We start from the raw sequence: 25,062 nt of genomic DNA on the forward strand, positions 1-25,062 counted from the left end.
TGACGCAGCATTTAACTGTTTATTTTGCTTGATTTTTGCGCAGTGACAAAAATGTAAACCCGTTCACATATTAGGGACTGGATGGCCCAGTTCTTATGCCTTGGATCACATCAGCAGGGGTATTGTGGTTTACCACAATACCCGTAAAAAATTCATGGGATAACAATTAACGCGAAATCAGCGCAGACGCTGTTGCTTGGCAACACTCATGCGTCTGAATAAAAACGATTCCGAGTGAACTATTCGTCTCCGGCTTGAAGACGATGGAGGTTAACCATGATAAAGCTTGATCGACGGGCTTTCCTGAAAGGTGCCGGCGCTACTGGTGCATCCTGTGCCTTGGCCAGTGTTGTCCCCGGCTCGCTGGCAGCCGTGGGCGCAACAGAACTGCGCGGCAGCGGGGAAGCCGTACCCAGTATCTGTGAAATGTGCTCTACCCGTTGCCCCATTTCTGCCCGGGTGGTAGATGGCAAAACAGTATTCATTGAAGGGAATGCAGAAGCCAAATCCTTTGGCGGTAAAGTGTGTGCCCGTGGCGGCGCCGGCCATAGCCTGCTGTACGATCCACAGCGTCTGGTAAAACCCATGAAACGCGTGGGTGCCCGTGGCGAGGGTGAATGGCAAACCATCAGCTGGGACCAGGCCTACAGCGAAATCGCGGCCAAAATGAATGAGCTGAAAAGCAAATATGGTCCGGAAAGCGTGGTCTTTTCATCCAAGTCAGGTTCTGAACACACCCATATCTTCAATATGGCAAAGGCGTTTGGCAGCCCTAACACCTTTACCCACCTGACCACCTGTCCAGGCGGTTACGGGGTAGCTGCCCATGCGGTGTACGGTTCCAAAATGAAACGGGACCTGAGCAATAGCAAGTTCATCATCAACTTCGGTCATAACCTGTATGAAGGCATCAACATGTCCGAAACCCGTGCGCTGATGAAAGCGCAGATGGACAAGCATGCCAAGCTGGTGGTGTTCGATCCCCGCTTCTCCGTGGTGGCCTCCAAAGCCGATGAATGGCATCCAATCCGGCCCGGCAGTGATGTGGCCGTGGCATTGGCCATTTGTAATGTGCTGATTGCCGATGATTTATATGACAAAGCCTTTGTTGAGCGTTATGTGAATGGCTTTGAACAGTTTGCCGCGCAGGTAGCGCAATACACGCCGGAATGGGCGCAGAAGGTTGCGGACGTACCCGCCAAGGACATTCGCCGCATTACCCATGAACTGGCAAAAGCCGCGCCTCATGCCATGGTTGACTTCGGTCACCGCAGCACCTTTACCACCGAAGAGTTTGAAATGCGTCGCGCCATTTATGCCGCCAACGTATTGATTGGCAACTTCGAGCGCAAAGGCGGCCTGTATGGTGGCAAAAAAGCCAGCACATACAACAAATTTGCCGGTACCGATGCGGCGCCTTCACTGGGCAAACCCGGTGTGAAAATTCCGAAACCCACTGCCAAGCGCATTGATCAGGTCGATCCGCAACTGGCACTGCCTGCCAAAATGGGCGGCATTTACCAGTCCATTATCGATACCGTTGAAAATGGCAAGCCTTATCCCATTCACGGTTGGGTCATGACCCGTACCAATCCCATGCAAACAGTGACCGACCGTAACCGGGTGGAAGACGCACTGAAGAAAATGGATTTGGTGGTGTGCTGTGATTTGTACGTGAGCGAAACCGCTGCGTTTGCTGACTACATTCTGCCGGAATGTACCTATCTGGAACGGGATGAAGAGATTGCCGACAAGTCTGGCAAGAATCCGGGTTACTACGTGCGCCAGCAAGTGGTGGACGTGATTGGCGACACCAAGCCTGCCTGGCAAATTTTCCGCGAGCTGGGGATTAAACTCGGCCTGGGTGAATACTACCCATGGGAAAACATCCAGACACTGCAGTTGGCACAGGTGAAAAAAGATGGTGCGCTGCTGAAGAAGATTAAAGACAAGGGTTATGTGAGCTACGGCAAGCCGCTGATGTTGCGTGAACCGTCAATGGTTGCTGCCTTTGCTGCCGCTTATCCTACCGCCCACGCAGTGGATGAGGATGGCACTTATGGTTCGGCCGTGAAGTTCAAGACCCCAAGCGGCAAGATTGAGCTGTTCTCCAGTGAAGTGGAAGAACTGGCACCCGGCCGCGGCATGATTGCTTATCACGAAGCCAAACTGAAAAATCCTGACGAGCTGTACTTCATTCAGGGCAAAGTGGCAGTGCACACCAACGGTGCTACCCACAACGTGCCAATGCTGGCCAACCTGATGTCAGACAACGCCGTATGGATCCATCCGGAAACCGCCGCCAAACGGGGTATCGAGAACGGTGATGCCATTCGTTTGACCTCCAGCGTGGGTAGCGAAACCGGCCATGCACTGGTAACCAAAGGTATTCGTCCGGATACAGTCTTTGCCTACATGGGTTTTGGTTCCAAAAACAAAGAACTGACCCGCGCCAGCGGTAAGGGTGTTCATTGTGGCAACTTGTTGCCCCATGCCACCGCACCGGTATGCGGTATGTGTGTACACACCACTGGTGTGAAACTGGAAAAGGCATAACGGGAGGCTAACAATGAGCAAAAAATACGTCATGGTGTACGATGAAAACAAGTGCATCGGCTGTCAGGCGTGCAATATAGCTTGCCGCAGCGAAAACAAAGTCCCTGAAGGCGTCAGTCGTCTGCAGGTGCGGGTAGAAGGGCCTTATGGCGAAATGCCATTACTGCACTTCAAATACAACCGTGTGTCTTGCCAGCAGTGTGAAGACGCGCCTTGCGTGAAAGTGTGTCCTACCGGTGCCGCTTACGTTACTGAAGACGGCATTGTGTCCATCAAGAAGGATAAATGCGTCGGTTGTCAGTACTGTATTGCCGCCTGTCCTTACAAAGTGCGTTTCATCAATCCGGAAAACCATGTGGCGGAAAAATGCAATTTCTGCGCGGATACCCGCCTGGCACGTGGCGAACAGCCGGCTTGTGTAACGGTTTGTCCTACCAATGCGCTGGTGTTTGGCGATGTCAACGCCCCAGGCAGTGAAGTGGCCAAGCTGTTGAACAGCACCGCAACTTACCGCGAAAAAGTCCATCTTGGCACCAAACCAAGGGTTTTCCGTATTCCTGCCCGCAAAGGAGGGATTGAAGCATGAACAATATCTGGGGTGATATGTCACAGTACAACCCTGTGACCTGGCATTGGGTGATTGCCGTATACCTGTTTCTGGCCGGGCTGGCTGCAGGCAGTTTATTGATTGCCATCGCCATGCGTTGGGCGAAAGGCGACCGTGAGGAAAGTCCCATCCTCAAGGCTGCTGCGCTCATCGCACCGGTGGCCATCTGCCTGGGGATGTTGTGTCTGGTGTTTGACCTGACCCGGCCGTTCCATTTCTGGTTGATTCTCATCAACTATAACCTGACCTCCGTGATGTCCATCGGGGTGGTGGCGCTGTTGTTCTTCATTCCGCTCACCTTCCTGTATGCACTGGTGGTATTCCGTGAGCAACTGCCGGCCTTTGGCCTGGGCTTCCTCAAGGGGATTGCCGATGCCCTGGCTGGCGCCAGAAAGCTGATTGAAAAGCTGTTGTTTGTATTGGCTGTTGCCGTGGGTGCTTATACCGGCTTCCTGATTTCAGCCATGAACATCTACCCCATGCTGAACACTGCCATTTTGCCAGCCTTGTTCCTGGTATCCGGCATTTCAGCGGGTGCAGCCGCCAACGCTGTCGTGGCCCTGTTGCTGTTCAACACCCCGTCACACGACAAAGAGCTTGGACGGATGCACAGTATTGAATTGCCGGTAGTGGCCATTGAAATCCTGTTCCTGTTCATGCTGTTCTGTGCCCTGTACTTCAAAGGCGGCGCTGCCGCTGCAGCACTGGCATCACTTACTGATGGCACTTGGGCTGCGGTATTCTGGACACTGGTGGTGGCTGTCGGTTTCGGCATTCCGCTGTTATCCCAGTTGCTGCCGGCACAACAGCGTCATGGCAAAGGGGTGATGTTGCTCGGTGCCCTGTGCAGCCTCACCGGGGTACTGGCTCTGCGTCACTTTATTCTGTACGCCGGTCAAAGTTATCTCGGCTAATCATTGTTATGCTAGCGCCACAAGCCTTCGCGAATGCGGAGGCTTTTTTTATGGGGTTTGCTGAAGATATCAAGAGTTAAGCTATCTTTAACTGAACCCTATTGATCCGAGGCGTTTTTCAAGGAGATGGAGATGAAACTAACCACGCTGGCGTTGCTCACCGCCACCACTTTTTGCAGCGGTTCCCTGTGGGCCGGGCAGGATGTATTTGAAGCGAGAACTGATGCCATGGGCGGGGCAGGCGTTGCTGCCGGTGATCGCCTGGCTGCAGGTTTCGTGAATCCGGCATTGCTGGCATTGGCAGATCGCCAGCAGGATGACGTAAGCCTGTTATTGCCTGCCCTAGGTGCTGATGGGGCCGATAAAAACGACATGGTGGACGAGTTTGACACCCTGCAGGATAACTACGACATGCTGGATGGGGCCATTGCCCAGCAGAATCCGGACAACATCATCCGCTACCGCGACTTGTTACTGAATAACCTGCAAGCCCTGCAAGGCGACAGTGCCTATGCCAGTGTGGGGTTGGGCGTGGCGGTTGTGTTACCCTCAAACAGCCGGATTTCAGCGGCGGTGATTGCCAAAACCTATCTGGACGCCTTTGTGCTGGCGGATGTCAGTGCGGCGGATTTACAGCTGCTGAATAATCTGGATCCCTTGAATCCGCCATCACTGGATGACCTGTCATCCACCGGCCGGGTATTTGCCGGTGCCGTATCGGATTTCGGGGTGGCGCTGAGTACCCGCATGAGTGTGGGTGACATGCCGCTGACCATCGGGGTGACGCCGAAACTGCAACGCCTTGATACCTTCAACTATGCGGTGTCTGCCAACAACTTTGACGTGAATGATTTCAACAGCGATGACTATCGTAACAACGATACCGGCGTCAACCTGGATGTGGGGGTGGCGTTGCAGCCCACCGAAGGCCTGACGCTGGGGCTTAGTGGTCGCAACCTGGTCAAGCAGGAGCTGGCATCCGTGGTGCTGGCAGATTGCCCGTGCCAGCAGCTGACCTATCAGGTCAAGCCCATGGTCACTGCCGGGCTCGCCTATCAATGGCAGGGACTGACGCTGACCACGGATGTTGATCTCACCGAAAACAACAAATTCGTGGAACTGGACGGCCCCAAATACTGGCGCATGGGCGGCGAATTGCAGGCCACCGACTGGCTGGCATTGCGCTTAGGCTATCGCCATGATGTGAATGACGTGACCACTGACATCTATTCCGTGGGTACCGGCATTGTGGTGGGTAACTTCTTCCGGCTGGATCTCACCGGCATGATGGGCAGCGATAATGCCGTAGGCGGCGCCCTGCAAACCTCTTTCCACTTTTAATTGCGGTGATGCGTGACAACGGGGGCTAGGCCAAAAGCCCCCAGAGTGATTTAAGTGCCAGCAGCAGTGCGCTGGCACTGCATAACATCAAGGTCAGCATTTTACTGCGCCGTTTGTCCACCCGATGCAACAGCGCCCCCGAGATCACGAATCCCAGCAGCAGCGCCGGCAATAACAGCAGCGCCAGCAGCAGATCCCTGAACGACAGCATGCCGGAGAGCAGCAGCACCAAGAGGCTGATACAGGTACTGACCACAAAAAAGGCCGAGAGGGCTGCACGAAACTTCCCGGCTTCCCGCCCGGTGAGCAGCAGGGCCATGGGTGGCCCGCCAATGCCGGCAACCGTGCCGAAAATGCCGGAAAACATCCCCGCCACAAACAAATTGCAACGGTTGACTGGCAGCGTGAGTTTTTTCAGGCTCAAGGCCACGGCCGTGGCCACAATGGCGGCAATCACCAGCCCGAGAATGGCTTGGGGCGCCAGCAGCAAGGCGGCCCCCAGCAAACTGCCGGGAATGCGTCCGGCCACGGCATACTGCAATCCTGCCAGCTCCAACTGTCCCCGCTCGCGCAGCAAGGTGAGCAGGGCAATGGAAAAGCTCAGGATAATCAACGAACCCGGGATTAATTCCGGGTCAATGATGTACAACAGCGGTGCGGCAACCACTGCCAAGCCAAACCCCAGCAAACTTTGGGTAATGGCGCCCGCGACAATCACCAGCGAGGCCAGTAGCAGGGTGATGGGGTCGATTAATGTCCACATTTAAAAAAGCAGAATGCCGGGACATGCCCGGCAAGCTGATGATATGTTGCGCCTCATGGCCGAAAGGTCAGCCATTTACTCCATTTCTTCCCATTCGATGCCCATCTCTTCCATGATTTTTTTGGCATCTGCCGGAATGCTGTCAGGGCGATCCTTGGAGAGATCTTCATCGTTGGGCAATGGCTGGCCGGTGTAAGCATGCAAGAATGCTTCACACAGCAGTTCGCTATTGGTGGCATGACGCAGGTTATTGACCTGGCGCCGAGTGCGTTCGTCGGTTAGCACTTTCAATACTTTCAACGGAATAGACACAGTAATTTTTTTTACTTGTTCGTTTTTCTTCCCGTGCTCAGCGTAAGGGCTGATGTACTCGCCGTTCCATTCAGTCATGTTGCACCTGCTATGTCGCTAATTCGCTGCCGATTTTAAACTCTTACATCCCACAGTCAAATGGGAGTCCATGCTACTGTATCACAAAAATGGAATTCTATACATTTGGACGTCTAAACGTCTTTATGCCTATTGACGTTGAAGAGCGACTTGATAGAATTTAGCCATCTAGACATCTTTAATCTGTCGCCCCTGTTAATAATGTAAGGAGCCGAACATGACTGCGCGGAAAATGGCCACCACGGTTGTGCGTCAAGGAATCGAGTCCGATAGCCAATATGGTGCGGTGCTTCCGCCTATTTACCTGTCGACGAATTACAGCTTTGCAGACTACCAAACGCCGCGGGAGTTTGATTACAGCCGCTCCGGCAATCCTACTCGCAGCATTTTGGCCAATGCCATTGGTGAGCTGGAGCAGGGATGCCCGGCGGTGATTACCGCCAGCGGCATGGCGGCGGTCACCTTGGTCAGCAGCTTGCTGGGGGCGGAGGACTTGCTGGTCATCCCTCATGACTGTTATGGCGGCAGTTATCGCCTGTTCACCCATCTGGCGCAAAAAGGGCAATTCCAGCTGGCGGTGGTGGATCAAACCGACAGCCAGGCCCTGCAACAGGCCCTGGCGGCCAAACCCAAGCTGGTTTGGGTGGAAACCCCCTCCAATCCGCTGCTGCGGCTGGTGGATATTGCCCGATTGGCCAATGAGTGTCAGGCTCAGGGCACTTTGCTGGCGGTGGATAACACCTTCTTGTCGCCGGCATTACAACAGCCGCTGTTACTGGGGGCCGATATTGTGGTGCACTCCACCACCAAATACATTAACGGCCACAGCGATGTGGTGGGCGGCGCGGTGATAGCCAAAGACCCGCAAATTGCCGAGCAACTGCACTGGTGGTCGAACACGCTGGGGCTCACCGCTGGCGCCTTTGACAGCTATCTGGCACTGCGTGGATTGCGCACACTGGCACTACGCATTGAACAGCACCAGCGTAATGCCGCCAAAATAGTGGATTTGCTGCAGGGCAGCGAACAGGTGGAAAAAGTGTATTATCCGGGGCTGGCACAGCACCCGGATCACCAGATTGCGCTGAAGCAACAGCGAGGCTTTGGCGCCATGGTAAGCTTTGAGCTCAAAGGCGGCGCAACACAAGTCGGCGCTTTTCTCGGGGCATTACGCTATTTTTCCCTGGCGGAAAGCCTGGGCGGGGTAGAAAGCCTGGTGGCGGTGCCCGCCAGCATGACCCATCGGGCCATGGATGCAAAAGCCCGGGCAAACGCAGGCATAAAAGACACACTCATCCGCCTGTCAGTGGGCATTGAAGACCCGCAAGACCTGGTGGATGACATTACCGCTGCCTTGGCAGCCGTGGCAGCTGGTTAAATTGGAGAGCATTGATTAATGGCGCGTAGTCACTTACATAAATTTGGGGGCAGCAGCCTGGCGGATCCGGACTGTTACCGGCGTGTGGCGCACATTCTGCTGACCCACGGGCGGCCCGATGATCTGATTGTGGTGTCTGCCGCAGGCAAAACCACCAACTTCCTGTACAAACTGCTGGCACTGCGCGAGCAGGGCAAACTGTGGCAAGAAGAGCTGCAGGTACTGATGAGTTACCAGCAGGACCTGATAGAACAGCTGCTGAGTAACGGTCAGGCGCGGCAGTTGCGGGAGCGCCTGGCCACCGACCGGGCATCGCTCATGAGCCTGCTGGCGCTGGAAAACCGCAGTGAATACCAATGCAATCAGGTGGTCGGGTTTGGCGAACGCTGGTCTGCCAGGCTGATGGCGGCACTGCTACGTGAATCCGGCGTGGCCGCATCCAACATCGATGCCCGCGGTTTGCTGGTGGCCGATGAAGCTGCCGTGCCCAAGATCCGCCTGCAGGAATCCCGGGAAAAAATCCAGCAGTTGTTACAAAAGCATCCCGATGAACGGCTGGTGATCACCGGTTTCATCTGTGCCAACCCCCATGGCGACATGCTTCTGCTGGGGCGTAACGGTTCCGACTTCAGTGCCACCCTGATTGCCAGTCTGGCGGGCATTGAACGGGTGACCATCTGGACCGATGTGGAAGGGGTGTTCAATGCCGATCCCAATAAAATCCAGGATGCCCGCTTATTGCAGAGCATGTCGTTAACCGAAGCTGACCGGCTGGCGCGGCTGGGTTCGCCGGTATTGCATGCCCGTACCCTGCAGCCACTTTATAACACTCAGGTGAGCTTGGCGGTGCGCTCAAGCTATGCGCCGCAAACCGACTTTACCCTGGTGGCGCCCAAAAGCGACATCGCCAGTGCGCCTGTGGTCACCAGCCTTGAAGATGTGGTCACCGTCACCTTGCAGTTGCAATCCGCCTGGGAGGCGCTGCTGGAAGCGCTGGACAGTGCCGGCCTTCATCCCTTGGCGCATTGGACATTGGCCAAGCAGCAGTATGAACTGGCCTATACCCCGGAGGTTCAGCAGCAGGTACTGGCGTTATTACAGCGCAAAACCGCGGCGCTGGGCATCAGTGACGTGGCGCTGCACACCGGGCTTGGATTGGTGGCACTGGTGAGCGCCGCTGCCACGCAGTATCGTCGCAGTTTTGCCCGCTTGCTTAGCCGTGAAGCCCGGCCGCTGTATCAGGACCCGTTAAGTCTGGTCACCCTGGTGCCTCAGCAACAGGTATCGTTGCTGACACAAAAAGTGCATCGGCGCTGCGCCGGCCCCCGTAAACGCATTGGGGTGATACTGCTGGGCGTGGGCAATATCGGCGAAGCCTGGATTGATTTGTTCGGCAAGTCTTCCCGGCAACTGAACCGGCAACTGGAGGCGGAAGTTGCACTGGTAGGCTTGGCCAGCTCCAGCAAGGCCTTGTTTTGTAATGAGGGCATTGCCCCATCGGCATGGCAGGCCCGGTTTGAGGCCGAAGCCACCCCTTGGCAATACGAGCATCTGTTTGAGCAGACCGACACCCTAGATTGCGACGAACTGGTGGCGCTGGACATCAGCGCCAGTGCCCAGCTCACATTACAGTACCCGGAATTTTTTGCCCGGGGCATTCATATGGTCAGTGCCAACAAACTGGCGGGTTCCGGGCCGCTGGCTTTTTATCGGCAATTGAAGCAAATGCTGGGAAACCGGCGTTTATTCTGGCGTTACAACGCCAGTTGTGGGGCAGGGCTGCCGGTGCAGCATGCCCTGAATGATCTGCATAACAGTGGCGATGAGGTCGAGGCCATTGGCGGCATTTTTTCAGGCACCTTGTGCTGGCTGTTTGAAAACTATGATGGCATCCGGCCTTTTTCGGAACTGGTACTGGAAGCAAAAGCCCTGGGGATTACCGAGCCGGATCCCCGGGATGATCTCTCCGGGCGGGACATGCAGCGCAAGTTGTTGATCCTGGCGCGGGAGATAGGGTTGGCGCTGGAGCTTGAAGATATCAAGCTCAGCTCTTTGGTGCCGTCCCATCTGGCCAAAGTGCCATTAAGCGAATTTCTGGCGCGTTTGCCTGAGCTTGATGAGTATTTTTCCCAGCAATATCAGGCGGCAAGTGAACAGGACAAGGTATTGCGTTATGTGGCCACCCTGGAGCGTCATGCCCAAGGTGCAAGGGCTGAAGTGGCGCTGCAATGGACCGAGCGCAGCCATCCGTTTGCCAACCTGACGCCCGGTGACAATGTGTTTGTCATCCGCAGTGCCTTTTATCAGGGCAATCCGCTGATTATCCGCGGCCCCGGCGCCGGACGTGAAGTGACCGCTGCTGCCGTGCAGTCGGATTTGGTGCAAATCTGTCGCGATCTTCTGGAGGACTAAGCCACAACTCAGGGTTCGCGTGAAAATGTTTTATTGCCAAGGCTCCTGTTATTGCAGGAGCCTTTTTCTTTATGTGGCGGGTCATACCGGAATAATGGGAAATGATCACATAATATGAAAATTAAATAACAGGCAAGCTGAAATCAGTCATAAATAATCTTTCTGTTTTATTATTCCATTATTAGCATTTTCAGGCGTTAATAAATAATTAAGCATAAATAAATTATTGTTTAAGCAATAATTAAGGTGTTAATAATAACCATGGTTTTAATTTAAATTTAATACCGAATAAATTTTAAATTAATGTTGGTTAAATGCTTAATTAATATTTGCCTGATAGGTGGAAAACAATATTTATTATATTTTGTTTGTTGTGATCTTATATACAGAGTAACAAATCAATTTCTAATATTTTAAATAAGATACTTGTGAGCAGTATCGTTAAAAACCGCTATAGGGGAAAATAATGAGAAAAATAAACAAATATCAAATGGCAATTGTTATTGCCGCCACCTTGGGCATATCTGCCTGTGGCAGTGACGGCAAAGATGGTGCTCCCGGGGCACCGGGAGCACCAGGTGCACCAGGTGCTCCCGGAGAGGATTATGTACCCGAAGTGATTGTGACCAAGCCGGTTGCCAAGGTGATTGACTGGCATTATGGCGAGGGCACAATTAATGTGACCTTCTCACTTGAAAACCAGGATGGCATTCCGGTTGAAAATCTGGATAAAGTACAACTTTATTCCACAACAAAAGGTGAAAATGGTCAGCTGCAACATACGGTTGATTTAACTTATATCGAAGGTGATGACAATTCGGTTGGTACCTTGACCCATACTGGTAATGGTATTTACGAGCTGGTTATGCCGGAAGAAAATACCACGGCCCAAACCGTGGGCATTGGTTATATTCGCCCGGGTAACGGCCCTAACGGCATGCCAAGAACGCCTCGGGTAATGTTTACCAAAACAGATCAATATGCCGCGGTGAGTTCTACCGAAGGCGACAAGTGTATTGCATGTCATGGGGAATTTACCAACTCTACCGGTAATGCCACTTGGGGTTGGCACCAGCATCATTATGCCCTGGATAATGACCAGGATGTGGTGATTGTGGATGCCTGTTTGACTTGCCATACACAAACCGAGAAAAAAGACGGCGGCTGGGCGCTGAATACCATGGCGATGATTGGCCATGGCATGATGTCAGACGGTGCCGGTGGCAAAATTGCCAAAGGCCATGCCAACATCAAAGACAACTATTCGATGGATCTGGGGCGCTGCACCACGTGTCACGTGGAAAACACCCAGTTTACCGCGTCCATAAACGGCTGTGTCACTTGCCATACGGATCTGTTTGATGCCAATCGTGATGGTGCCATTGTGAGCCACACGGGCTTTGGTGAAACCTCCTGTAAAAACTGTCATGAAGCGGCTGTTCACCAACATGATTCCGGTGCTGCCCGTGATGAAGCGCTTAACCGTTACAAGTTTGAGGTGCTGTCGGTGGCACGTTCTGCCGATAAAACCGAGATCCTGGTGACCGTGAAAGCCACCGACGCGGACGGACAGCCCGTGGATGTGGCATCCATCAGTGATGCTAGCCCGCGTGGCTGGGCAACCGTGATGAAAAATGGCGAAGCCATGTTGCCCGGAAGGGATGAAGGCCATGTGGCGCGCTCCATGAGCGGGGCTGCCAATGCCGATGGTTCATACACTTACGTGGTGCAGCATGCCCTGCCTTACAGCGATGGCGAAGTGTTGCTGGGGGGTATTGACGGTCGTGTCAGTTACACCAATGCCACCACCGGTGCCGCTACCAGTGCGCCTGTGGTTGTCTCCAACGTGGTTGATGTACGTCGCCTGAGCTTTGACGAAATGAAGTGCCTTAACTGCCATACAGAAGGCCTGCAGGGACATGGCGGCCAGCGCGGCGGTGTGGATTTGGGCGGTGCCTCTTGCGTGCAGTGCCACAGTGCTTACAACTGGGCACCCTCCAAAGCGGGTAACGACCACATTCAGGCCATGGGGCCCTTTATCCACAGCGTGCACTTTGGCGCGTATGGTGAAGAGCTCGGGGTGAATAAGATGCCGACCACCGACCGCAACAACCCGGTGCACTGCAGTGATTGCCACACCGGCGACATCAACCTGGAAAACGTGGCGCCAGCCGTGGTATTGACCGGTGAAGATGAAGCCTCGGTATACGGTGTTACGCCCATCGCGGCCAACTGTGCCTCGTGCCATACCGGCGCGGCGGCAAAAGCCCATATGGCGACCCAAGGCGGCGACTTTGATGTGCCAGTCAGCGCCAGTGGAACAAACGCAGGCGAGTCTGGCTCGTTTGATGTGTTTGACCCAGCGCCGATTGTAGAAGCCTGCGCCGTGTGTCATACCCCGGCGAAAATGGCTGAAGCGCACCGTTATTGAGCGCTGTAGTTGTGTTGTAATGCGCGGGATGTGATGTGTGCGATGCATCCCGCAATATTGGCCCGGGTTCTTGCTGGCGCTTTGCACCAGCCAGGCCCGGGCTGATTTTTTGGGTTCAGGGCGTTTTGCCTCTCCTTGGCTATTGGGCGCCAGCAACAGGCATCCGTTGTGGGCCGTCCCGTGATTAGCGAATCTTTGCCATATCCGGCAAAAATATCCGTTTCCAGCAGGTTTTTGGCAATTTCCGTGGCGAAGGGTGATTTTTTGCCTTGACTTCAATCATCGTTTCTCTAGTATGTGGACATATAGACGTCCAAACGTCCAGATAGATAAATTGAGGAAGATGTCAATGGCTTTTCACCACGCCCAGTATGCCAGCTCACTGAACCAGAGCCTCGCCGAGCTTAATGGCGACATTAATGTTTCCTTTGAATTTTTTCCGCCGGCCACGGCAGAAATGGAAACCCTGTTGTGGAACTCCATTCAGCGTTTACAGCCATTGCAGCCCAAATTCGTGTCGGTGACTTATGGCGCCAATTCCGGGGTGCGCGACCGCACCCATGGGGTGATTGAACGCATCCAGTCAGAAACCAATCTGGTGGCGGCGCCCCATTTAACGCTGGTGGATGCCAGTGAGGAAGAGTTGCTGCAATTGGCTAAAAACTACTGGAACAGCGGCATTCGCAATATCGTGGCCCTGCGGGGGGATTTGCCCGAGGGCAGCCCGAAGCCCACCCGTTTTGCGGCGGATCTGGTGCGTTTGCTGCGCAGCGTGGCGGATTTTGACATCTCGGTGGCGGCATATCCCGAGGTGCATCCCGAAGCGGCCAATGCCCAGGCGGATTTGGTGAACCTGAAACGTAAAATTGATGCGGGTGCCAGCCGCGCCATCACCCAGTTCTTTTTTGATATTGAAGCTTACCTGCGCTTTCGCGATCGCTGCGTGGCCGCGGGTATTGACGTGGAAATCGTGCCGGGGATTTTGCCGGTCACCAACTATAAACAGCTGAAGCGGTTTGCCGGCATGACCAATGTGAACCTGCCCCGCTGGTTGCAGCAGCAGTTTGACGGCCTGGATGATGATGCCTCCACCCGCTCGCTGGTGGGCGCCAATGTGGCCATTGACATGGTGAAAGTGTTGTCCAGGGAAGGGGTGAAGGATTTCCATTTTTACACCCTTAATCGGGCAGAGCTCACCTATGCCATCTGCCATATTCTGGGGGTGCGGCCCAAAGCGGTGGGTTAACCGCGCTGGCCATCAATGAAAACGCCTGCAACATAGCAGGCGTTTTTTATTGGGTTGGCAAGTGTGCCGCAGTTTACAGGCGGAACTGCCCCAGCAGTTGCTGCAGGCGGCCCGACAGGCTTGCCAGCTCATTACTGGCTTCGGCAATCTGGGCGGCGCTGTCACTGCTGTGAGCCACGGCATCATTGATGTTGCTCACGTTGCGATTGATTTCCGCCGACACGGCCACTTGCTGGTTGGCGGCGCTGGCAATCTGGATGTTCATCTGGGTAATGGTGGATACCGCCGCGCGTATTTGCTCCAGGGAGTCGTCCGCTTTACCGGCCTGCTGCACGCACTGCTCGGTGGTATCACTGCTGCGCTGCATCACGGTGACAGCGGAGCGGGCACCTTGCTGCAGGTTTTCAATGATTTGCTGGATTTCGGCAGTGGAAGCCTGAGTACGGCTGGCAAGGGAGCGCACTTCATCCGCCACCACCGCAAAGCCACGTCCTTGCTCTCCGGCACGGGCGGCCTCAATGGCCGCATTCAACGCCAGCAGGTTGGTTTGCTCGGCAATGTTGCGGATGACTTCCAGCACGGTGTCAATGGCCTGGCTGTCCTGTGCCAGCTTGTCGATGGTGCTGGCAGCGTGATTTATCTCCTGTGCCAGCCCGTCAATTTGCTGTACCACCTGCTGAACCACCTGTTTGCCGGCATCGCTGGCATTGTCTGCCTGCTCGGCGGCACTGGCCGCATCGGTGGCGTTATGGGCCACTTCCTGTACGGTGGCGGCCATTTCGTTCATGGCGGTGGCCACCTGCTCGGTTTCCCGTTGCTGCTTGTCGGCGCTTTGGCGGCTGTCGCCGGTGATGCCGGACATCTCCTCTGCCGAGGTGGCCAGTGATTCGGTTACCTGGGACACACTTTGCATGGTGGCATGGATTTTACTGACAAAGCGGTTAAAGGCACGCACCAGCTCGGCAATTTCATCCTTGCTGTGAACCTCAATGCGCTGGGTCAGATCACCTTCACCTTCGGCAATGTCATTCATGGCGCGGGTGGCTTCCCCAATGGGGGCGGTAATGCTGCGGGCGATAAATACCGCAATGGCGGCGCCCACCACCAGAACCATGAGGCCAATCCCCAGCAATTTAAGGTTGATGTACCACTGGGCTTTTTCGGCATGGCTGCGATCCATGGCAATGGCCAGCACCCCGATGGGTTTCCCTGAAAAATCCTCGATTTTGTGCAGGTATACCGCGTGGCTATTGTCATTGACCGCATCACGGAAATGGGAGTTTTCCCCCTGCATGACCCGGTTCAACAAGGCTGCATCCTGAAATTGTGGCAGCTCGAAGGTGCCGCCAAAACGCTTGAAGCGGTTATCGCTTGGGATCAGCAGGCTGATTTCTGCTTGGTAGTTTTGTTTGAATTCGTCAAAAAACGGTTGCCCGAATGACATGCCAAACTCCACCGAGCCTATGTGCTTGCCCTGATAGCTGATGGGCACCACGCCGCGAATGCCAAGCCCGGCAACCCCTTTTTCCAGCCCCATTATCGGTTGGCGCGTGTTATTGGTTTGCACCACGGTTTCGCGAAATGACGACAGGTCATCGCCAAATTTTTCAGGCTTGTGCACCCGCAAAAACGAGGTGGCCGGCGGCAGGTGGAACTGGAACTGGGTGACGGCAAAATCTTTTTTCAGCGGTTTGAACAGCAACTGGCTGCGGGCATTGAGCAGTTGCCGCTCTCCATTGGCTATCTCGGCCTGCATTTCCGGCGTATTGGCCACGACCGTTGCCATGGCTTCTGCCAGTTTTCCCGAGCTGTGTATCTCTGCGACAGCAGTCTGATAGAGTTTTTCTAATTCGCGTTGCTCCGATTTTGTTATTTGTGTGGTGAACTGGGCCAAAATCATTGGCATGATGATCGTCATGACCACCACCAGCATCAGGCAAATCCCCAGAATAATTCGGGTTCCCACTTTTAATCTGGCAAACAAAGTAACCCCCAGGAAAATCAATTCAGATCAAGAATCAATTATAGTCACACAAAAATGGCACAAATGTGTGAAATAACGACTTTTTAACAAGGTAGGTCAAGAACCTGCATCACTCTGTGATGATGCGCGCTTTTATGGTGGCTGGCGGTGTGAGCTTGCATGACATTTTGGGTCAACACCGGGGAGATTTCGCGTCAATTAACAATGCCGTTAGCGGGTAAAAAAGGCGGGAAGCCCACATAAGAGTGATTTTCCATCATTGGCGGCCCAATATGGCTTGAGATAGCAAAAAGGAGCCTTTAAGGCTCCTCTTTGGATTAGCGTGCACTGGCGTGTGCAGGCTTAGTCGCGGCGTTCCCTGCGTTTGGGACGGCGTTCACCTTCCACATGGGGTTTGCTGCGGTCGGTACGCGGACTGCGTTCATGGCCCTGGTCATCCTGGGCTTTGCGGCTGCGACGGGGCTTGCTGTCTTTGCCGTCCATCTGGGCGCCCACTTCCTTGATGTTGATGGGGCGGCCACATACGCGCACTTTTTTCAGGTGCATCAGAATGTCTTTGGGCATGCCGGCAGGCAGGTCAACGGTACTGAGCTGATCAAACAGCTGGATTTGACCGATATAACGGCTGTCGATATTGGCTTCGTTGGCAATGGCACCCACAATGTTGCCTACGCCCACGCCGTGATCACGGCCCACTTCCAGCGTGTAGCGGCACATCTTGATGTCCGGGTTATCCTTCAGGTTTTCGGCATTGCCCAAATCTGTCGGGGTGGCGCGGTTGCTGCTACGGCGCCGGCCCCGCTCTTCACCATTCTGGAATTTCCGATCCTGAACATCCCGTTGCCGCTCCTGCATGGGCGGCAATTGCAGCGGACGTTCCTGCTGCACCTGATACAACAGGGCAGTGGCCAGAATGTCGGTATCCACTTCCAGTTGCTGGCACAATTGGGCAACAGCGCCTTTCATGAAGTCCAGCTGCTCGTTGTGGAGGATTTCCGCTACCTGATCGCCCAAACGGGACAGGCGGCGCTCAGCCACGGTTTCAGGGCTTGGCACTTTCATGGGAGAAATGCGGCTGTTGGTGGCTTTTTCAATCATGCGCAGCATGCGCATTTCACGATTGGTCACAAACAGGATGGCCATGCCGCTGCGGCCGGCACGGCCGGTACGGCCAATGCGGTGCACATAGGCTTCGGCATCGTAAGGAATATCGTAGTTAATCACATGGCCAATGCGTTCCACATCCAGACCACGGGCGGCAACGTCGGTGGCAATCAGGATATCCAGCTTGCCGTTTTTCAGCTGATCAATGGCGCGTTCACGGGCCTGCTGGTTCATGTCACCATGCAAGGGTGAACAGGCATAACCCCGGGCATCGAGTTTTTCAGCCAGTTCCATGCAAGAGTTGCGGGTACGCACGAAGATGATGATGCCTTCGGTGTTTTCCACTTCCAGCACCCGCACCAGGGCTTCCAGCTTGTTGTGCTGTGATACCTGGATGAAGCGCTGTTCGATGGAGTCAACCGTGGTGTGGCTGGCGGCGATGCTGATGTTGATGGGGCTTTCAAGATGCTTGTTGGCCACCCGTTTGATCTGTTCTGGCATGGTGGCGGAAAACAGTGCCAGCTGCCGGTCATCAGGGGTTTGATCCAAAATCCATTCAATGTCGTCAATAAAGCCCATTTTGAGCATTTCATCGGCTTCATCGAGCACCAGTGCCTTGATGGTATCCAGTTTCAGGGTGCCGCGACGCATGTGGTCCATGACCCGTCCCGGGGTACCAACCACCACTTGAGGGCCGCGGCGCAGCGCCTGCAGCTGCTGGTGCATGCTTTGGCCGCCGTAAATGGGCAGCACGTGGAAACCTTTGAGATATTTGGCGTAGCTGGTAAATGCTTCTGCCACCTGAACTGCAAGTTCCCGTGTGGGGGCCAGAACCAGAATTTGCGGGGCATTGCATTTTTGGTCAATGGCGTTGAGTAGCGGTAGAGCAAAGGCGCCGGTTTTACCGGTACCGGTCTGAGCCTGGCCCAGAATATCTTTTCCCTCCATCAGAGGGGCAATACTTGCGGCTTGGATGGGGGTTGGATGCTCGTAGCCCAGCTCGTTTAGGGCGCGCAGCAACTCCTCGGAAAGCCCGAGTTCACGGAAAGTCAGTTCACTGGATGACATTGAATTGTAGCCTTGTGGGTGCGTGTAGAAGACGCAAAAAAGATTTTACAGCAGGAAAATCAACCCCGCGTTGACTTTCCGTTTAAAAAGAGGCGAATTATAACGCTATGCGCAACAAATATCCAGTGTTATGGCAAACATAATGCATATATTTGGCCAAGTCATAAAAAAAGAAACCCTTCCCCGCCCTTGGCGCACAGGGAAGGGAAGGCGGCGACAAAAATGGCTGGCAAAAATCATTGCGTGCCTTACTACGCCCAAATGGCCAACAGACCAGTGAATCGGTTTAAGGATGTGATGCCTCCTTGAGCGAATGTGCCGCCAGTTGGCGCAGATAGGGCGCCACGGCGTCATCGGCCCAGTCCACGTAACCGCGCACGAAGCCCATGAGTTGTCCTTGGGCGTCGAGCAAGAAGGTGGCGGGCACCACGTCAGTGGGCAGAATTTGCCCCAGCTGTTGTTGGGGATCGCGCCACATGCGCTTGAAATGCAACTGGTGTTGCTGCAAAAACGGCGCGATTAGTGCCAGCTCGGTATCAATGGAGAGGGGCACAATCACAATCTGCTGCGGATCCAGTTTGGCCTCCAGTTGCTGCAGGTGACGCAGATCCCGCACGCACAGGGTGCACCAGGTGGCCCACAGACTGAGAATGGTGATGCGCCCGGGGTGGTCGGTCAGTTTGCGGGGCAGCCCTTTATCATCGGTCAGGGTAATGTCTGCCAGTGCTTGGGGATGCTGCATGATAACCAACTGGCGCAATACCATGGGTTTATGGGCCAGCATCCCGTCGGAGGGGCTGTCACCTGCATGGGCGGCATAACTGCCAAGGGTTAACAGCAGCCCCAGCATTCCGCGTGTTAACCATTTTTGCATGCTCATGGCTGCATCTCCTGTTTTCGGCCGCCAAGCAACAGCGCGCCACAACCGATGACCAGTAGCAACGGCGCGGCCCACAATAGCCAGGTGGCAGGGTTCAGCGACGGCTGGTAACGAATTCTTTCGCCATAGCGTTGCACCATGAAATCGATGATCTGCTCCCGGGTTTTCCCCTGCTGCAGCATTTGGTAAATCTGTGCCTTGAGCTCTGAGGCGATGGGCGCTTCCGATTCATACAGGCTTTGGTTGACAGCCGCCGGGCAGCGCAGCTCTCTTGCAATCTGGTTGCTCAGCGGCAGCAGTGCCTGGGGCTCATCTGCCAGTGCCGGCAGTCCCAGCAACAGTGTCATCAGCCATATGATTTGGCGCCAGTGGGCATTACTCATACACAACTCCTGTAACACAATGGGGCGCGGTGCCCGCTTGCCTGGCCCGTTGGCGTCGCGGTGCCAATGCCAGCAGCGCTGCCGGCAGCAGCAGGCAGCCGCCCAGCCACAAAAAGCTGATCAGCGGTTTGATGCTGATGCGCACCAGATATTCCCCGGGCTGCAATTGCTGCCCTAGGGACACATAAAAATCCTGCAGCCAGTGGTGGTATACCGCGGCTTCTGTCACCTCCATGCCGTTACTGCGAAACGTCTGGCGCTGGGGCAATAACGTGGTGATGAACTGGTCAGTGCCCCGATACAGCTCCATATCCGCCACCATGGCATGATACGCGCGCTGCTCCAGCGGACGGGTTTGGCGGTAAACAAAACTGTATTGGCCAAAGCTGCCTTGCAATGTTCGCCCTTGATCCGGCCCCATGCGCAGTAACGCTTCGGTTTCATACTGGCTGCTACAGGTGCCGCCCAGCAGCGCAATGGCAATGGCAAAATGCGCCAGGCGGGCGGCCTTGCCCGGGCGCACGCTGCCGGGCAGCCACAGCTGGATTTCCGCCAACAGCAGCCAGTTGGCAGCAGCCATGCCCATCAGGGTATACAGCGGGTTGTGGCCGGGAAATAGCCACAGCCAGAGAGCGCTGGTCAGCAGCCAGGGCCCAAGTAACCAGTAGCGGTGATTGGGCCGAATGAAGCTCCAGCCCATCAGCAATGCCATCAGCATTAATAATGGTACAAACATCATGTTGAAATAAGGGGCACCCACCGACAGGCTGCCGAGCCCGGCCAATTCGCACAGCAAAGGGTAGAGGGTGCCCAGCAGCACGGAAAATGCTGCCGCCAGCAACAGGGCAATCCCCAGCAGCAAGGATACCGACGCCCATTGACCGCGGCATTTGAGCCGGGGACTGCGGGCGGCATACAGCCACAGGGCTGGCAGCAAAAACAGCGCCATCAGTAACAGCAGCAAGGTGCCCCGGCCTGCATTGCTGGTAAAGGCGTGTACCGATTGCACAATGCCGGAGCGCACCAAAAAGGTGCCCAGCAAACAACTGCCAAAGGCCACAATGCCCAGCAGCAGGCTCAGCCGTGCCAGTTGTGAGGATAATTGTTTTTTGAGCAGGCAATGCAGCAGCGCGGTGGTAAGCAGCCAGGGAATGAACGAGGCATTTTCCACCGGGTCCCAAAACCACCAGCCGCCCCAGCCCAGTTCACTGTAGGCCCACCAGGCCCCCAACACGTTACCGGCGCTGAGACATAACCAGCTCAGTATGGCCAGTCGCTGCAGTGGGCGCTGTGCCAGCTGAAAACGGCCATCCAGCAAAATGGCCACGCAGGCGGCAAACAACGCGCCCAGCATGGCATAACCGGCAAAAAGCAGCGGCGGATGCAGCACCAGGCCGATATCCTGCAAGATGGGGTTAAGATCCCGCCCTTCTGGCGGTACGGCTGGCAGCAAACGCACAAACGGATTGGCGCTGCTGAGAATGATGCTGCCAAAAGCGGCGCCCAGCATGGCCAGAATGGCCAGCCCTTGGTGGCGCAATAATGCCAGCGGACTGCGGCGAAAATACTGCAATAACCCGCCCAGCATCAGCAGCCATAACAGCAGTGAACCTTCATGGCTGCCCCACAGCGCCGCCACCTTATATAGCAGGGGCAATTGGCTGTTGCTGTTATCCGCCACATAGCGCACTGAAAAATCATCACTGACAAAGCACCAGCTCAGCAGCAGGTAACTGGCCACAAGGGCGCCGGTGGCACCGTCTGCCAGCCATTGGCCCAGCCGGTTGTTGCGCTGGTGTGCGGGCAACAGTAGGTTGATGCCCGTGCCCCACATCATTGCCGTGGCCAGGATCAGCAACAGGTGTCCTGCTTCTGCCGTCATCGCCATCTCCTTTAGTCATGCCCCCATGGGCACTTACGCCGTTTTGCCGACTGTAGGCAGATGGCAGCTCACAAACTGTGATCCCTTTTTGGTTAGTTGCGCCATTGTGAATTTTTCATAAATCAGCGCGGTTTTGAGAACTTTTTAGAGTTGAAAAGCGGGTTTTTACAACTGAATTGTTAGCGGTGTTAGTTGTTTAACTGATTAAAAACAAACATGTTTTTTGCTTTTATAATTTCTCAGATGTAACACTTTTTGCCATGTGCGCCAGCGCAGATTTTTGCCCCGGCCGGCTGCTCATTATTGTCCGGCGCCCATGCCGGATGGCGCCCTTGAGACAGAGATTGCCGCAGGGGAGTTGCCGTATCGTGCAGGCCAAACCACTAAAAATATGCGAGGAGAGAGTGATGAAACCATGGAAAACCAGAACAGTTGCTAGCGCACTGTTTTGCCTGGGCACTGCGGTAGCAGTCAGCCCGGCGATGGCGACCTCTGACGGCAAACCGGGACATAACAACAAGAGCATGAGCGAAGCCGCTCTGGAAGTGATAGCTCACCCGGATCTGACAGAACCCACCCGCGGCGTGAAAACGCTGGACGACTATGTGGTGCAGGAAAAAGAGCTGTTTGATTTCCTGTTTGAGCACCACCCGATTTTTAAATATGCGGCCGACGGGCGCATCAAGGGGGAATACAAGGTTTCTGACCGGGGCGAGGAATATCTTGAAGCCGGCGGCAGTGCCAAATTTGCCAAGCGTGCCGGCCACCCGGCCGCTGTGCAGTATCGTTTGGGGGCCAAATCCATTCTGGATTATCCCAACAAGTTTGTGGGCCCGGAAAAATGTGGCGAGTGCCACCAGGTGCAGTATGAGAAATGGAAACGTTCTCGCCATGCCCAGACCATCCGCTTCCCCGGAGAACATCCGGAAGTGGACAACGACCTGAAGAAAAAACTGTACGGCACCCAGGCGTCCATTCTGGCCGACGGGATCACCCCGGACACCATCTACGCCACCATCGGTACTCCCAGAACCAAATACGGTTACATTGATAACTGGCTGGTGCGCGGCTCATACCATATTGAGGGCGGCTTGCTCAAAGACGGTACCGGTACCCTGGTGGCCGGCGGCAACCAGTTCTCCCGTGGCTGGGCTGAATGGCTGACCCCGGAAGTGGCCAAGAAAATCAAGCAGGTGATCCCTGATTTCCCCACCGAAATGAAAGAATTCGGCGGCAGCGGTTCACACCAGTGGGGGATGACCTCCTACGGCGCCAGCTATGGCAAGAACTTCCTGTTCCAGCCTGCCAGCTCCTATTGCGAAGTGTGTCATACCTTCAAGTTTGACTTCAAAACCAAGGATGAGTTTTTCGACGCCCTGGGCGATGCCAAAAAACTGCAGGAACACACCATCAGCCGCGGTATTGCCTGTGAAGAGTGTCATGGCGCCGGTGGCCACCTGGACGGCGGCATTGGCGGCGGCATGCCTTCCAACTGTGAACGTTGTCACCAGCGTTTCAACTACATTGACTCTCAGGCTGAAACGCCACAGGGTCAGGAAAAACTGGAATACGCCTTTAACGCCAAATTCAAGTCTGCCTGTCCTTCTTGCGGTACTGAAGGTTCTCAGATGTTCATGTCCAGTCACTACGACAAAGGCATGCGCTGCTCTACCTGTCATGACCCTCATGAAGTGACCGCCAACGACTGGAAATCCGGTTTCACCAAACCGGGGCTGAAAAAACAGTGTGTGGATTGTCACGAAGCCCAGGCTGAAATGGCACGCAACACCAAAACCCACAGCAAATCCAGCTGTACCTCCTGCCACATGCCCAACATGGGCAGTTGTGAAAACTTCACCGCCATTCAGTATCCCGACCATGCCGGGTTTGATGCGGTACGTAAATCCCACCTGTGGAAAATCGACATCAGTCCGGATCGCAAGACCCTTAATCCACCGGAAGGCCAGCCACGCAAGAGCTCTACCAAAGGCTGGACCATTGCCAAGGATGAAGACGGTCACGGTTATGTGGACTTGATGTGGAGCTGTGCCCGTACCTCGGTTTCTGACCACGACGTGGTGGATAACAAGGGTTGTCACAGCCAGTTCCAGTCCAAGATGGGCTCGGCTTTGCAGTTCAAGGATCAAAAACAGATCTACGGCAAAGTGATGGGTTGGCAGACACCGGTGAAAGAAACCTACGCCAAGGTGGAAGCCGCCGTGAAACAGGTTAACCGCAAAGTGCACAAATCCAACCTGTCGGTTGCTGACAAGACCCAGGTGCTGTTGCTGACTGAAAAAGCCAACGACGCGCTGGAACTGGTCAGAAAAGACGGTTCTTGGGGGGTTCACGCACCGCGTTACACCCGTCAACGTCTGGAAACCGCACTGACCTACGTCACCCAGGCGCAGGCCATCATGAAGGGCAGTAAATAGTCCTTGCCATCGAACAGGCTTCCGGCGTGTGCCGGAAGCCTTGGAAGGAGTGAATCATGAACAAATGCTGTGGCTGGATACTGTTGCTGGGGCTGATGACGCTCAATGCCTGGGCTGGCGGCGGTGGCGGCGAGCTGCGTCCGGCAGAGCGTTATGACCAGCAGTTGAACCAGATCTCCATGCGCGAAGCCGAATCCCTCATGGGGCAACCCGGCGTGCATTTTTACGATGTCAACACCCTGGAAATCTGGGGCGACGGTTTCATTCCCGGCGCGGTGTTTTTCAACGTGCGCGACTGGAAAAAACTGTTACCTGAAAACAAGGATGCCACCTTGGTGTTTTACTGCGTGAACCGCTTGTGTACCTCCAGCGTACTGGCAGCCCGCGCAGTGATGAAACTGGGATATACCGATGTACGCCAGATGCCTGACGGCATTTATGGCTGGCGAATTTCCGGGCGGCCGATTGCCAAGCCATGAGGCGGGCAAGCCAACGGACATGCCGAAGACAACCAATAACATTGCGAGAAGCAGGGAGAAAAAAGATGTGGCCTAACAGAAAACTATGGCTGTGTGGTGTTGCCCTATGTGTCAGCGTGGGCAGCCAGGCAGGCGAACTGAAAACCCAGCAGGACAAAGAGTCTTACAGCATGGGGTTATCACTGGGAAATTATCTGTCCAACGAGCTTTACCAGCAGCAAAAGCTTGGCGCGAATGCTGATGTGTCACTGGTGATTGAAGGCTTTGTGGACGCCCTGAAAAATCAGGCAAAACTTACCGACGAACAAACCGTTACCTTGTTGAACCAACGGGCAGAAACCCTGAATCAGGCCCGTGCGGCCCAGCGCAAGCTGCTGGCGGAAAACAACCGCAAGGCCGCTGGCGACTTTTTCGAGAAAAATGCCAAGGCCAGCGGTGTCACCACCCTGAAAAGCGGCCTGCAATATCAGCAGCTGAGTAAAGGCAACGGCCCCGCGCCCAAGCCGGAAGATGTGGTGACCGCCAAATATCGCGGCACCTTGCTGGATGGCACCGAATTTGAAAACAGCGGCGATGAGCCGGTGCGCTTTGCCCTGATGACCATGATCCCGGGGCTGGAAGAGGGCATTCGCCAGATGCACACGGGGGGCAAGGCCCGCTTTTTCATTCCGGCGGCACTGGCTTACGGCGCTGATGGCGCTGGCGCCATTCCGCCCCAGTCGGCACTGATTTTTGAGGTGGAGCTGGTCAAAGTGGAAAAACCGGCAAAAGGCCATGGCGGCATGATGCCCGGCATGTAACAGGGGGCG

Annotated in this window: 18 protein-coding genes; 11 read left to right on the plus strand and 7 right to left on the minus strand. The window is 55.0% G+C overall.

Annotated elements, in window-relative coordinates:
- Positions 1 to 276: 276 nt before the first annotated feature.
- The 4 genes from phsA (at position 277) to ACIDEJ_RS02875 (ending at position 5,418) form a co-directional block, all read left to right on the plus strand.
- Positions 277 to 2,556 carry a thiosulfate reductase PhsA gene (gene phsA / locus ACIDEJ_RS02860; protein WP_411986591.1) on the plus strand — a complete coding sequence of 760 codons (2,280 nt, stop codon included), beginning with the start codon at positions 277 to 279 and terminating at the stop codon, positions 2,554 to 2,556.
- Between the two features lie 13 nt (positions 2,557 to 2,569).
- On the plus strand, positions 2,570 to 3,142 hold the full coding sequence (locus ACIDEJ_RS02865) for a 4Fe-4S dicluster domain-containing protein (protein WP_411986592.1): 573 nt from the start codon (positions 2,570 to 2,572) through the stop codon (positions 3,140 to 3,142).
- Positions 3,139 to 4,077, plus strand: coding sequence for an NrfD/PsrC family molybdoenzyme membrane anchor subunit (gene nrfD / locus ACIDEJ_RS02870; protein ID WP_411986593.1), 939 nt, complete (start codon positions 3,139 to 3,141; stop codon positions 4,075 to 4,077). Before ACIDEJ_RS02865 ends, nrfD begins: the two co-directional genes overlap by 4 nt.
- 132 nt (positions 4,078 to 4,209) lie before the next feature.
- A complete protein-coding gene (locus tag ACIDEJ_RS02875) occupies positions 4,210 to 5,418 on the plus strand; it encodes a conjugal transfer protein TraF (protein ID WP_411986594.1) in 1,209 nt (402 codons plus the stop codon).
- A 25-nt stretch (positions 5,419 to 5,443) separates the two neighbouring features.
- On the opposite strand, the gene ACIDEJ_RS02880 is transcribed toward ACIDEJ_RS02875, so the two are convergent.
- Both ACIDEJ_RS02880 and metJ read right to left on the minus strand, forming a co-directional pair.
- Positions 5,444 to 6,181 carry a TSUP family transporter gene (locus ACIDEJ_RS02880; protein ID WP_411986595.1) on the minus strand — a complete coding sequence of 246 codons (738 nt, stop codon included), beginning with the start codon at positions 6,179 to 6,181 and terminating at the stop codon, positions 5,444 to 5,446.
- A 75-nt stretch (positions 6,182 to 6,256) separates the two neighbouring features.
- Entirely contained in the window at positions 6,257 to 6,571 is a 315-nt protein-coding gene (gene metJ / locus ACIDEJ_RS02885; protein ID WP_411986596.1) for a met regulon transcriptional regulator MetJ, read from the minus strand.
- A gap of 217 nt (positions 6,572 to 6,788) precedes the next feature.
- On the opposite strand from metJ, the gene metB reads away from it, so the two are divergent.
- The 4 genes from metB (at position 6,789) to metF (ending at position 14,038) form a co-directional block, all read left to right on the plus strand.
- Positions 6,789 to 7,949, plus strand: a complete 1,161-nt coding sequence (gene metB / locus ACIDEJ_RS02890) for a cystathionine gamma-synthase (protein ID WP_411986597.1) — start codon at positions 6,789 to 6,791, stop codon at positions 7,947 to 7,949.
- 18 nt (positions 7,950 to 7,967) lie between these two features.
- Positions 7,968 to 10,361 (plus strand): bifunctional aspartate kinase/homoserine dehydrogenase II, encoded by a 2,394-nt coding sequence (locus ACIDEJ_RS02895; protein ID WP_411986598.1) that lies wholly within the window; start codon positions 7,968 to 7,970, stop codon positions 10,359 to 10,361.
- A 490-nt stretch (positions 10,362 to 10,851) separates the two neighbouring features.
- Positions 10,852 to 12,792 carry a multiheme c-type cytochrome gene (locus ACIDEJ_RS02900; RefSeq protein ID WP_411986599.1) on the plus strand — a complete coding sequence of 647 codons (1,941 nt, stop codon included), beginning with the start codon at positions 10,852 to 10,854 and terminating at the stop codon, positions 12,790 to 12,792.
- A gap of 349 nt (positions 12,793 to 13,141) precedes the next feature.
- On the plus strand, positions 13,142 to 14,038 hold the full coding sequence (metF, locus tag ACIDEJ_RS02905; RefSeq protein WP_411986600.1) for a methylenetetrahydrofolate reductase: 897 nt from the start codon (positions 13,142 to 13,144) through the stop codon (positions 14,036 to 14,038).
- Between the two features lie 73 nt (positions 14,039 to 14,111).
- Here metF and ACIDEJ_RS02910 read toward each other — a convergent pair whose 3' ends face one another.
- The 5 genes from ACIDEJ_RS02910 to ACIDEJ_RS02930 form a co-directional block, all read right to left on the minus strand.
- Positions 14,112 to 16,004: a methyl-accepting chemotaxis protein gene (locus ACIDEJ_RS02910; protein ID WP_459382709.1), complete on the minus strand. Its 1,893-nt coding sequence runs from the start codon at positions 16,002 to 16,004 to the stop codon at positions 14,112 to 14,114.
- Between the two features lie 360 nt (positions 16,005 to 16,364).
- Positions 16,365 to 18,194: a DEAD/DEAH box helicase gene (locus ACIDEJ_RS02915; protein WP_411986601.1), complete on the minus strand. Its 1,830-nt coding sequence runs from the start codon at positions 18,192 to 18,194 to the stop codon at positions 16,365 to 16,367.
- A 286-nt stretch (positions 18,195 to 18,480) separates the two neighbouring features.
- On the minus strand, positions 18,481 to 19,074 hold the full coding sequence (locus tag ACIDEJ_RS02920; RefSeq protein WP_411986602.1) for a TlpA family protein disulfide reductase: 594 nt from the start codon (positions 19,072 to 19,074) through the stop codon (positions 18,481 to 18,483).
- Positions 19,071 to 19,457 carry a cytochrome c-type biogenesis protein gene (locus ACIDEJ_RS02925; RefSeq protein ID WP_411986603.1) on the minus strand — a complete coding sequence of 129 codons (387 nt, stop codon included), beginning with the start codon at positions 19,455 to 19,457 and terminating at the stop codon, positions 19,071 to 19,073. Before ACIDEJ_RS02925 ends, ACIDEJ_RS02920 begins: the two co-directional genes overlap by 4 nt.
- The gene (locus tag ACIDEJ_RS02930; protein ID WP_411986604.1) at positions 19,450 to 21,339 is read right to left on the minus strand and encodes a heme lyase CcmF/NrfE family subunit; all 1,890 of its coding nucleotides are present in this window, start codon (positions 21,337 to 21,339) and stop codon (positions 19,450 to 19,452) included. Before ACIDEJ_RS02930 ends, ACIDEJ_RS02925 begins: the two co-directional genes overlap by 8 nt.
- Positions 21,340 to 21,746: 407 nt before the next feature.
- Between ACIDEJ_RS02930 and ACIDEJ_RS02935 the strand changes: the two genes are divergently transcribed.
- The 3 genes from ACIDEJ_RS02935 (at position 21,747) to ACIDEJ_RS02945 (ending at position 25,053) form a co-directional block, all read left to right on the plus strand.
- A complete protein-coding gene (locus tag ACIDEJ_RS02935) occupies positions 21,747 to 23,774 on the plus strand; it encodes a multiheme c-type cytochrome (protein ID WP_411986605.1) in 2,028 nt (675 codons plus the stop codon).
- A gap of 56 nt (positions 23,775 to 23,830) precedes the next feature.
- Positions 23,831 to 24,253, plus strand: coding sequence for a rhodanese-like domain-containing protein (locus tag ACIDEJ_RS02940; protein ID WP_411986606.1), 423 nt, complete (start codon positions 23,831 to 23,833; stop codon positions 24,251 to 24,253).
- A gap of 65 nt (positions 24,254 to 24,318) precedes the next feature.
- Positions 24,319 to 25,053: an FKBP-type peptidyl-prolyl cis-trans isomerase gene (locus ACIDEJ_RS02945; protein ID WP_411986607.1), complete on the plus strand. Its 735-nt coding sequence runs from the start codon at positions 24,319 to 24,321 to the stop codon at positions 25,051 to 25,053.
- The last annotated feature ends 9 nt before the right edge of the window (positions 25,054 to 25,062 follow it).

The organism is Shewanella mytili (assembly GCF_046765975.1).
GTDB classification, from domain to species: Bacteria; Pseudomonadota; Gammaproteobacteria; order Enterobacterales; family Shewanellaceae; genus Shewanella; species Shewanella mytili.

Excerpts from the sequence above, each read along its gene's own strand:
- phsA (WP_411986591.1), top strand. The coding sequence starts at position 277 with ATGATAAAGCTTGATCGACGGGCTTTCCTGAAAGGTGCCGGCGCTACT.
- ACIDEJ_RS02935 (WP_411986605.1), top strand. The coding sequence starts at position 21,747 with ATGAAACCATGGAAAACCAGAACAGTTGCTAGCGCACTGTTTTGCCTG.
- metB (WP_411986597.1), top strand. The coding sequence starts at position 6,789 with ATGACTGCGCGGAAAATGGCCACCACGGTTGTGCGTCAAGGAATCGAG.
- ACIDEJ_RS02945 (WP_411986607.1), top strand. The coding sequence starts at position 24,319 with ATGTGGCCTAACAGAAAACTATGGCTGTGTGGTGTTGCCCTATGTGTC.
- ACIDEJ_RS02875 (WP_411986594.1), top strand. The coding sequence starts at position 4,210 with ATGAAACTAACCACGCTGGCGTTGCTCACCGCCACCACTTTTTGCAGC.
- ACIDEJ_RS02900 (WP_411986599.1), top strand. The coding sequence starts at position 10,852 with ATGGCAATTGTTATTGCCGCCACCTTGGGCATATCTGCCTGTGGCAGT.
- ACIDEJ_RS02895 (WP_411986598.1), top strand. The coding sequence starts at position 7,968 with ATGGCGCGTAGTCACTTACATAAATTTGGGGGCAGCAGCCTGGCGGAT.
- ACIDEJ_RS02920 (WP_411986602.1), bottom strand. The coding sequence starts at position 19,074 with ATGAGCATGCAAAAATGGTTAACACGCGGAATGCTGGGGCTGCTGTTA.
- metF (WP_411986600.1), top strand. The coding sequence starts at position 13,142 with ATGGCTTTTCACCACGCCCAGTATGCCAGCTCACTGAACCAGAGCCTC.
- nrfD (WP_411986593.1), top strand. The coding sequence starts at position 3,139 with ATGAACAATATCTGGGGTGATATGTCACAGTACAACCCTGTGACCTGG.
- ACIDEJ_RS02940 (WP_411986606.1), top strand. The coding sequence starts at position 23,831 with ATGAACAAATGCTGTGGCTGGATACTGTTGCTGGGGCTGATGACGCTC.
- ACIDEJ_RS02915 (WP_411986601.1), bottom strand. The coding sequence starts at position 18,194 with ATGTCATCCAGTGAACTGACTTTCCGTGAACTCGGGCTTTCCGAGGAG.
- ACIDEJ_RS02930 (WP_411986604.1), bottom strand. The coding sequence starts at position 21,339 with ATGACGGCAGAAGCAGGACACCTGTTGCTGATCCTGGCCACGGCAATG.
- ACIDEJ_RS02925 (WP_411986603.1), bottom strand. The coding sequence starts at position 19,457 with ATGAGTAATGCCCACTGGCGCCAAATCATATGGCTGATGACACTGTTG.
- metJ (WP_411986596.1), bottom strand. The coding sequence starts at position 6,571 with ATGACTGAATGGAACGGCGAGTACATCAGCCCTTACGCTGAGCACGGG.
- ACIDEJ_RS02880 (WP_411986595.1), bottom strand. The coding sequence starts at position 6,181 with ATGTGGACATTAATCGACCCCATCACCCTGCTACTGGCCTCGCTGGTG.
- ACIDEJ_RS02865 (WP_411986592.1), top strand. The coding sequence starts at position 2,570 with ATGAGCAAAAAATACGTCATGGTGTACGATGAAAACAAGTGCATCGGC.